The organism is Streptomyces sp. NPDC052107 (genome assembly GCF_040680215.1).
Taxonomy (GTDB): domain Bacteria; phylum Actinomycetota; class Actinomycetes; order Streptomycetales; family Streptomycetaceae; genus Streptomyces.
The window spans coordinates 73,337-82,304 of the sequence record NZ_JBFAWG010000031.1 but is presented as its reverse complement, the minus strand read 5'-3'; the positions used below and the strand labels follow the sequence as shown (position 1 = coordinate 82,304).

9 protein-coding genes and 1 riboswitch are annotated in these 8,968 nt (G+C 71.8%); of the genes, 5 read left to right on the top strand and 4 right to left on the bottom strand.

Annotated elements, in window-relative coordinates; all coding sequences use genetic code 11:
* Positions 1 to 302: 302 nt before the first annotated feature.
* Positions 303 to 440, top strand: a riboswitch (cobalamin riboswitch).
* A gap of 35 nt (positions 441 to 475) precedes the next feature.
* Positions 476 to 697 (top strand): CbtB-domain containing protein, encoded by a 222-nt coding sequence (locus AB0M27_RS28015; RefSeq protein ID WP_365725295.1) that lies wholly within the window; start codon positions 476 to 478, stop codon positions 695 to 697.
* A gap of 21 nt (positions 698 to 718) precedes the next feature.
* The gene (locus tag AB0M27_RS28010) at positions 719 to 1,471 is read left to right on the top strand and encodes a CbtA family protein (RefSeq protein ID WP_365725294.1); all 753 of its coding nucleotides are present in this window, start codon (positions 719 to 721) and stop codon (positions 1,469 to 1,471) included.
* 64 nt (positions 1,472 to 1,535) lie between these two features.
* Here AB0M27_RS28010 and AB0M27_RS28005 read toward each other — a convergent pair whose 3' ends face one another.
* From AB0M27_RS28005 to AB0M27_RS27995, 3 genes are all read right to left on the bottom strand, one after another.
* Positions 1,536 to 2,117 (bottom strand): histidine phosphatase family protein, encoded by a 582-nt coding sequence (locus tag AB0M27_RS28005; RefSeq protein ID WP_365725291.1) that lies wholly within the window; start codon positions 2,115 to 2,117, stop codon positions 1,536 to 1,538.
* A 435-nt stretch (positions 2,118 to 2,552) separates the two neighbouring features.
* Positions 2,553 to 3,089: a hypothetical protein gene (locus AB0M27_RS28000; RefSeq protein ID WP_365725289.1), complete on the bottom strand. Its 537-nt coding sequence runs from the start codon at positions 3,087 to 3,089 to the stop codon at positions 2,553 to 2,555.
* A gap of 143 nt (positions 3,090 to 3,232) precedes the next feature.
* A complete protein-coding gene (locus AB0M27_RS27995; protein ID WP_365725288.1) occupies positions 3,233 to 4,720 on the bottom strand; it encodes an FGGY-family carbohydrate kinase in 1,488 nt (495 codons plus the stop codon).
* Between the two features lie 285 nt (positions 4,721 to 5,005).
* Between AB0M27_RS27995 and AB0M27_RS27990 the strand changes: the two genes are divergently transcribed.
* Positions 5,006 to 5,143 carry a hypothetical protein gene (locus AB0M27_RS27990; protein ID WP_365725286.1) on the top strand — a complete coding sequence of 46 codons (138 nt, stop codon included), beginning with the start codon at positions 5,006 to 5,008 and terminating at the stop codon, positions 5,141 to 5,143.
* 110 nt (positions 5,144 to 5,253) lie between these two features.
* On the opposite strand, the gene AB0M27_RS27985 is transcribed toward AB0M27_RS27990, so the two are convergent.
* The gene (locus AB0M27_RS27985; RefSeq protein ID WP_365725285.1) at positions 5,254 to 6,264 is read right to left on the bottom strand and encodes a LacI family DNA-binding transcriptional regulator; all 1,011 of its coding nucleotides are present in this window, start codon (positions 6,262 to 6,264) and stop codon (positions 5,254 to 5,256) included.
* A 247-nt stretch (positions 6,265 to 6,511) separates the two neighbouring features.
* Between AB0M27_RS27985 and AB0M27_RS27980 the strand changes: the two genes are divergently transcribed.
* Both AB0M27_RS27980 and AB0M27_RS27975 read left to right on the top strand, forming a co-directional pair.
* Complete coding sequence (locus AB0M27_RS27980; protein ID WP_365725284.1) at positions 6,512 to 7,924, top strand: chloride channel protein; 1,413 nt, start codon at positions 6,512 to 6,514, stop codon at positions 7,922 to 7,924.
* Positions 7,921 to 8,886 (top strand): cyclase family protein, encoded by a 966-nt coding sequence (locus AB0M27_RS27975; protein ID WP_365725281.1) that lies wholly within the window; start codon positions 7,921 to 7,923, stop codon positions 8,884 to 8,886. Before AB0M27_RS27980 ends, AB0M27_RS27975 begins: the two co-directional genes overlap by 4 nt.
* Positions 8,887 to 8,968: the final 82 nt, after the last annotated feature.

Sequence of the window (8,968 nt, the reverse complement as noted above, 5' to 3'; positions counted from 1 at the left end):
TCCAACTTGAGCCTAGACACCTCAAGGATCACAGGAGACGGCGTGTTTCCCGTATCGGGGCAGCTCAGGGCACCCACACATACGGCAGGAGAGCCCCTTTTTCCCTGCACCCTCTTGCCGAACTCGCCCTCGGCAACAGGGTGTTCTCCGCAGTGGAATGATGATGACCGGCGACACAGGACGACGCCGGGGAGCGCGGATTCCCGCTGACCCGGGCACCCCCGCCGACCCGCCGGTCCCCAACCGTCCCACCTGGTGGGAGAGGAAGATCACTTGGGACGGAGGCGGTCTTGGCCATGCGCGCGTCACGCGGTACGGTCGGTCCGATATCGACGACGGCGAAACGGAAGCCGGTGTGAATCCGGCACGGTCGCGCCACTGTATGCGGGCCCCCAGGGGGCTCGTGAGTCAGACCCGTGGTCGTCGTCCTGTGCACCACCGAGATGGGACGCGAACTCCCAGAGGAGGTCCTGCCATGGCGCAGACCGTCGCCCAGCCGACAGCCACCACCCCCGTCGTTCCCGCCAAGCTGCCACTGAAGGCGATTGCTCCCTGGGCGGTCTTCTTCGGCATCCTCATGCTGGTCCTGCTCTACTTCGTCGGCGCCGAGCAGGGCGCCACCTCCGTGCTCAACGGCACGGACGTCCACGAGTGGGTGCACGACGCCCGCCACCTGCTGGGCTTCCCCTGCCACTGACGCGAGGGTCACCGCACACCCATGAACTCCGCAACCGTACGGAACCTTCTCGTTCGGGGCATGCTCGCCGGCCTCGCGGCCGGTGTGCTCGCCCTGGTCGTGGCCTACGTTCTCGGTGAGCCGAACGTCGACAAGGCGATCAGCTTCGAGGAGGCCCACTCCCACGAGCACGAGATGGAGGTCGTCTCCCGCTCCCTGCAGTCGACCGCCGGCCTCGCCACCGGTGTCCTCGTCTACGGGGTCGCCTTCGGCGGCATCGCCGCGCTCGCCTTCTGCTTCGCCCTCGGCCGCGTGGGCCGCTTCGGCCCGCGCGCCACGGCACTGCTGCTGTCGGGCTGCGCGCTGCTCGCCGTGTACGTCGTCCCGTTCCTGAAGTACCCGGCCAACCCGCCGTCGGTCGGCAATCCCGACACCATCGGCAAGCGGACCACCCTGTACTTCCTGATGATGCTGCTCAGCGTCCTGCTGGCGGTCGCCGCCACCATCCTGGGCAAGCGGCTCGCGCCGCGCCTGGGCACGTGGTGGGCCACGGTGGCCGCGGTGGTCGCGTTCACCGTCGTGATCGGCCTGGCCTACCAGTTCCTGCCCGTCGTCAACGAGGTGCCCAAGGGCTTCCCGGCCACCCTGCTGTGGCGGTTCCGGCTCTCCGCCCTGGCGATCCAGACCACGCTGTGGGCCGGATTCGGCCTCGTCTTCGGTGAGTTGGCCGAGCGGCTGCTGAACCCCAAGCCGGCGACCGCAGCGAACCAGCGAGCGGTTCCGGCCGCGCACTGACTCGCTCCATACGGCAGAGGGCCACAACGTAACCATCCGTCGGGCCCTCTGCCGTTCTCCTCGGCTAACCGGCCTCCGGCGCGGCAAGCGGACACCCCAGTCGCAGATTCCAGCGCCCGGCCCGGCCGCTGAGTTCGGTCACGGTCAGCGGCGGCACGTCGAGGCGCCAGAAGACCGCCGCGGGCAGGCCCAGCGCGTCGACGACCGCCGCCCGCACCACCTCCGGTTCGACCACCGCGACCGTACGACCCTCCAGCTCCTGCGCTACGGTCAGCCAGCCCGCGACCCGCCCACACAGGTCCCGCACGGACTCACCCCCGTGCGGTGCGCATGCGGGGTCGGTGAGCCAGCGGCCCACCGCGTCCGGCTCGGCGGCCCCCACCTCTTCCAGGGTGCGCCCGCGCCAGCGACCCACGTCGAGGCCCGCCAACTCCGGTACCGGCACACCGTCGAGGCCCAGAGCCACGGCAGTCTCCCGGCAGCGGACGCCGGGGGAGGTGAGCACACGGACCGCCAACGGCAGGGCGCTGGCCGCCGAGCGGGCCCGTGCCGCGCCGCTCTCGTCGAGAGAGCCGCCGTCGTCGAAACGGGCCTGCCGCAGCGACGCGCTCATGGCGGGGGAGACGAGAAGGACTCGGCTGGTCATGTGATCCAGAAGTACCAGCATCCGCATCGCTCACACAATCCGCGGGGCAGGTCGGGTCAGTGGTAATAGGCCTTCAGTTCCGCGATCGACGTGAACGTCTGGGTGCCGCCGCTCCCGCCGATCACGCCTACGCCGTCGCCGGTCGTGGTGTCGAAGTCGAAGACGTACGTCTGGTTCGTGTCGACAGGACATAGCAGTAGCCCAGGCCGGCGACGCGCAGCGTACGGCGGCTCGGGCCGTCCGCCGCCGGAGTGGAGGTGGGTGATGGTGAGCCGGCCATGCTGAACTCCTCGGAATCGTGGGGCTTCCCGGTTCGCTTGCGCGGTCGTTCACGTGCCGGTTCGCGGTGCTCCGCCCGTACGGGGGGATGCCGGGCGGAACACCGCGAAGTCTTCGGGGGCGCACCGCCGGGTACACGGTCACCCGCCGACTCGGTTACAACGCTACGTCCCCGCACAGGTGGACATCGACGCCCAGCTCGGCGAAGAGGGCGGCCTTGGCGCGCAGCGCCTTGTCGGCCGTCTCCGCGTCGGGGGCGTAGGCCACGTTCAGGTGGTTGGCGCGGTGGCGGGCCATGAACTGGTCGCGGCTGACGCCGTGCAGCACCGCGTGCATGATCGGCCACTGCGGGGTGGTGGCGTCCAGCGGGCGCCGGGTCTCCTCCTCCGGCAGCTCGATCGCCGTGGCCACGACGATCAGCGGAGCGTCCTTCGGCAGGGTCTTGAACACCTCGATGCCGGCGCGCTGGCTGTCGATGAAGCCGTGCCCCTTGGCCGCGTCGAAGGCGTGGCCCCGGCTCACCTGCCGGCCGAGGTCGGTCAGCGCCGCGGCGAGGTCCTTCTCCAGCTTCTCCTGGGTCGGCCAGCAGGTGACGTTGGCGGCGGGGCGCAGGTCACCACTGGCCACGGTGTAGACGGTGTTCGGTTCGGCGGTTGCCGGCCGGCTCGGGACGGGCAGGGTGTACGAGGTCATGCGATCTCCGTTGGGGTGTGCGTATGACGGCCACCCTCCGGCCGACCGAGTCGGGTGGTGGGAGGGCATAGGTCGGGGGGCCAGGGGCGGAGCCCTCTGGCGGGGTTCAAAGGGCGGAGCCCCTTGCATGGACGCGGATGGGCTCAGCGCTCCTGGAGCGGCGCCAGGGCATGCACGGTCGCCGACGTCTCCCGGTACAACTGCCGGTAGAGGCCGTACAGCTCGTCGTAGCGGTGCCGGTGCTCCGCGCGGGGCGCCACCGTCCGGTGCACCGGGTTCCAGTCGTCGATGTCGGCGTCCCCGACGAGCTGGGCCGCGAGCAGGGCGCCGCCGTAGCTCGCGCCGATCGTGGTGGTGCGCAGCTCCTGCGGCCGGCCGGTGATGTCGGAGACGATCTGGGTCCACAGGGCGCCCCGGGTGCCGCCGCCGACGGCGACCACCCGGCGGATGTCGCCGCCCGCCTCCTCGATGACCTCGATGTTGTGGCGCACCCCGAACCCGGTGGCCTCCAGCGCGGCCCGGTAGAGGTCGCCGCGGGTGTGGGACAGGGTGAGTCCGGCGATCACACCGCGGGCGTCCGGGTCCATGATCGGAGTGCGCTCGCCGGAGAAGTACGGGAGCATCAGCAGCCCGCCCGCGCCGGGCCCCGACTCGGTGGCCAGACGGGTCAGTTCGGTGTGGTCGCCGTCGGCGAACAGATCGCGCAGCCAGTTGGTGACCGCCCCGGAGGTGGCCATGCCGCCGGCCAGGTTGCGGGTGCCGGGCAGGGCGCCGACCGTGCCCCACAGCGACGGGCTGGTGAGCGGCTTGGGCACGGTGTGGATCAGAAACATGGTCGTGCCATACATGAGCATCAGGTCACCGGTGTGCTGTGCACCGACGCTGAGGGCCTCGGCCCAGGCGTCGATGGTGCCGGTGGTGACGGGGATCCCGGCCGGCAGGCCCGTCGACTCCGCGGCCTCGGCGGTGAGGCTGCCGGCCGCCTCGCCGGACCAGTGCAGCGGGGGCAGCTCGATGCCGGGGGCCACGTCGGCCGCCCAGGGGCCGTACCACTCGCCCGCGAGCGTGTCGTACAGCGGGGTGCACTGGCTGGCCGAGTGGTGGTCCAGCACATAGGTCCCGGTGAGCTTGCGGACCAGCCAGGAGCTGGGCATGTACAGGCGGCGGGCGCGGGCGTAGAGCTCGGGCTCCTCCTCGGCGACCCAGGCGATCTTCGGACCGGCGGCCTGGGTGGTGAGCGCGGAACCGCACCGGCGGATGATCTCCTCGGCGCCCAGCTGTTCCTCGACGCGGCCGATCTGGCGGACCGAGCGGGTATCGACGCCGTAGAGGATCGCGGGGCGCACCGGGGTGTCGTGCTCGTCGGTGAGCAGGACGCAGGGACCCATGCCGCTGACCCCGACCGCGAGCACGGTGGTGTCACCCGGGCCGGTCAGCTCGCCGGCGATTTCGGTGAACTCGCGCCACCACACGGAGGCGTCCATCTCGAAGCGGCCGGGACCCGGCCTGGTGGGGGTGTGCTCCCGCACGGCCGAGCGGATCAGGGTGCCGTCGAGGCCGACGAGGACGCCCTTGCTGCTCGATGTGCCGATGTCCACACCGATGACTGCGTTGCGAGACTTGCGAGGCATGAGATGCACGCTGGCAGAAATCGATTTCATCGTCAAGAATCCGCGCGGAGTCGGGTCTTGCGGCTGGACGCAGTCGGGCAATCCGCATAAGACGGGTATGGCGGGGCGATGAGATGCGTAGGGATCTCACCCCTTGACGCCCCCTGGCGTCGGCCCTACTTTTCGCTGAAATGGATTTCAAAGGGTCGCACGGCGGCTCCGAGCCCGCCCCGCACCCCACCCATGAAGGCACAGAACACGATGACGACCTTTGGACTCGACGGGATCTCCCGCAGGACCCGTGCCGTGAGCCGTTCCATCAGCGCCGAGAACTTTCATGGTGCCAAGTCCGGCGGCGGCCGCGCCACCGAGGGCACCGGTGCGGTCGCGGCGAGCAGGCTGGGGCAGATCGTGGAGTCGATCAAGACGTCCGGACTCAAGTAGCTCCGGACCCTGCCGTGGGCCCGGGCGTGCGGCGGCGCAGGGCCCACGAAAAAAGGGCGCGGTACCGGTCACCCGACCGGTACCGCGCCCTTCGCGTGCGTGCCTGCGGGTCACGGCCCGGCGGTGCTCTCCCGCACCTGGAGCTTGGTGCGCAGCACCACGGTCTGCAGCGGCGACGGCTTGCCCTCGATGCGCTGCAGCAGCAGATCGGCAGCGGTACGGCCCAGTTCGTACGAGGGCAGCTCCACGGCGGTCAGGGACGGCCGCAGCAGCGACGCCCACGGCACGTCGCCGAAGGACAGCACACCGATGGCCGGGGGAGCGCTTCCGACCTCGCGCAACGCGTCCAGGACACCGATCGTCATGAGGTTGTTGGCGACGAACACGGCGTCCGGCGGCTCGGGCAGCGCCAGCAGCTCGCGCATCGCGGCCCGGCCCCCCTCGACCCGGAAGTCCGCGTGCCGTACGTAGGCGTCGCCGACCTGGTCGGCGTCGCCCGCGGAGTACAGCGCCGTGCGGTACCCGGCCAGGCGCTCCTCGGAGGTGGAGGCGCCCCGGGGGCCGGTGATGCAGGCGATGCGGCGGTACCCGGCCTTGAGCAGATGGCGGGTGGCCACCTCGCCGCCGTGCTGGTTGTCCACCTGCACCGCGTCCACCTCGGCCGCGTGCGGCCGCCGGTCCACGGCGACCACGGGCACGCCCCGGGCGATCAGCGGCGCCAGGTCCGTCTCGTCCTGCGAGGCCGCGGCCACGATCACACCGGCCATCTGCTCGCCGAGGGCGACCTCGAGGTAGCGGCGTTCCTTGTCGGTGTCCTCGTCGGAGTTGCACAGGACGACCGAGAAGCTGGTGCGCTGTGCGGCGTCCTCGACACCGCGGGCGAGCGAGGTGAAGAAGGGGTTCTCGATGTCCGGGATGATCAGGGCGATCACGCTGGACTGCTGCTTGCGCAGCGACCGGGCCAACCGGTTCGGCGCGAAGCCGAGAGCCGCGGCGGCCCGCTGGACGGACTGGGCGCGTTCCGGCGTGACCTTGCCGCCGTTGAAGACACGCGAGACCGTCGCCGGGGACACCCCGGCGGCCCGCGCCACGTCATGGATCGTCACCAACTGAGTGCGCATCCTTTCACCCGTGTGTGATAACACCCTACCCCGCGCCTGAAAAGGATTTCATCCCCGTGAGCTCAGGACAGGGCAGACGGGATGCCGGTCCTGCGCAGCTGCCCGGCCATGCCGTCAGGAACGCCGTCCCGCCGGCATGGCGCGGACATGCGGGGCCCGTGGCCGAGTGGTGCAATGACGGCAGGGCGTCCCCGAGTTCGACGCACGCCAGAGCATGCTCTCCGGCTGACACGGGAGGAACCATGCCGTGACGCGGTCGGATCCCTCGCCCGCTCCCGCCGTCGGTGCGCAGCCGGAAGAGGCCGACCGGCTGCGGGAGCTGTTGCGCGATCGCGCCTACCAGAAGGCGCTCGTCTTCTCGGCGCTCATCGGTGTCCCGGTCTCCCTGGCCGCCTTCTGGTTCCTCGCCGGGCTCCACGAGCTGGAGCATCTGCTGTGGGCCGAGTTGCCGGCCCGCCTGGGCGGAGGCGTTCCGCCGTGGTGGTGGCCGCTGCCCCTGCTGGCGCTCGCGGGTCTCGCCGTCGGCCTGGTCGTCAGGCAGCTGCCGGGAGCCGGCGGGCATGTCCCCGCCTCGGGACTGCACGCGGCGGGAATGGCACCGAACGCCCTGCCCGGAGTGATCCTCGCGGCCGCGGCCAGTCTTCCGCTCGGCGCGACACTCGGCCCGGAGGCCCCGCTGATCGCGCTCGGCGGCGGCCTCGCCCTGTTCTTCAGCAACCTGGCCCGCGCACCAGCGACACCGCAGGGCAAGGAGCTTCTCGGCGCGGCCGGTGCCGCCGCGGCCCTCTCGGCGATCTTCGGCAATCCGCTGGTCGGCGCGGTGATCCTGATCGAAGTGGCCGGGGTGGGCGCCCCGCAGCTGTTCGCGACCATGATTCCCGCGCTGCTGTCCAGCGGTATCGGATCGCTGGTCTTCACCGGATTCGGCCGCTGGACCGGCCTGTCACCGGGCAGCCTGTCGCTGAAGGTGGGCGTCCCGTTCCCCCGGCTCGACGCCGGAGACGTGCTCTGGTCGGTGCCGATGGCCGTCGCAGTCGCCGCCGCCGTCCATGTGCTGCTGTCCGTCGGGCGTCGGTCCGCGGTGTTCGTCTCCGCGAGCCCGGTCCTTCGCACGGTGCTCTGCGCCGTCGCCGCGGGAGCCTGTGCCTCGGTGTACGCGCTGACCGTCGACCGGTCGCCGGCGGACGTGGCCTCGTCCGGCCAGGGCGTGCTGGCGCGGCTGGCCGCGGATCCCCACGCCTGGAGCGTGGGCGCTCTGGTCGCCGTGCTGCTGTGCAAGGCAGTGGCGTACGCGCTCTGTCTCGGCAGCCTGCGCGGCGGCCCCGTCTTCCCCTCACTGTTCCTCGGCGCCGCCGTGGGTGTGCTGCTCGCCCCGCTGCCCGGCCTGGGCGTCGTGCCCGGCATGGCGGCTGGCATGGCGGCCGCGACGGCGGGGTTGCTGCGGCTCCCGGTCAGCAGTGTGCTGCTGGTCGTCCTGGTGCTCGGCAGCACCGCGATGATGCCCGTGGTGATCCTCGCGGCCGTGATCGCCTTCGTGACGGCGGAACTGCTGCCCCCCGGCCGCGCCGTGCCGCCGATGGGCAAGCCGGCCGACCCCCCGGCCGCCCGTCCCGCCACCACCGAGGACGACAGCCCCGAGCCCCGGAGGAGTTCCCGATGACCTCGCACCAGCGGCCCGCTCCCACGCACTCCCCTCCACCGCAACCCCTGTCCGAAGCGGCCTTCCGCGACCTGTACCGGCGGCTGCGGGAGCAGGCCCTGGACGGCGGGGACCGGCGGCGTGGCGCGCTCGACCGGCTGACGCCGGAGCGGGTGGTGGCGGCCGCCGCCGAGGTCCGCTGCGGGCGCACCGTGTCGCTGGCCGCGCACGTCGAGACCCGGTCCGGCCCGGACAGTCCGGAGCCCGCGACCCACCGGATGACGGCACCGACGCGACGGGAGACCTACGGGCACGGCCTCGACTTCGCGCGTGACCGCTTCGCCATGAATGTGCACGGCGACGTCGACAGCCACCTCGACGCCCTGTGCCACGTGATCTTCGACGGCGAGTTGTACGGCGGCGTCCCGGCGAGCACCGTGACACCGGACGGCGCCGGGGCGCTCACCCTCGATCTGGTGCGCGACGGCATCGTCGGACGCGGAGTCCTCCTCGACATCCCGCGCCTGCGCGGCGTCCAGTGGCTCGAGCCCGGCGACCAGGTGACCGCCGAGGACCTCGTCGCGGCCGAGACCGCCCAGCGGACCGCTGTCGGACCGGGTGATCTGCTGTTCGTGCGCGTGGGGCACCGCCTGCGGCGGCGGACCCTCGGGGCCTGGGACGTGACACGGGCCAGGGCGGGTCTGCATCCGACGGCGATGCGCTTCCCGGCCGAGCGGCGCGTGTCCGTCCTGGGGTCGGACGGCAACAGCGACGCCGCGCCGAGCGCGGTCGCCGACGTCGCGTTCCCCGTGCATGTGCTGGCCGTCAACGCCATGGGACTGCACCTGCTGGACTACCTGGACTTCGAGGACCTGGCAGAGGTGTGCGAACAGCAGGGGCGCTGGCACTTCCTGTGCGTGGTCGCCCCGCTGCGACTGCCGGCGGCGACCGGGTCCCCGGTGAACCCGATCGCCGTTCTGTGACCCGTGCCGGTGCGCGGCCCGTTTCCAGGTGCCGCACCGCCGCGGGGCGCCTAAGTTCGAAGAGGCATACCCGCAAACGGCC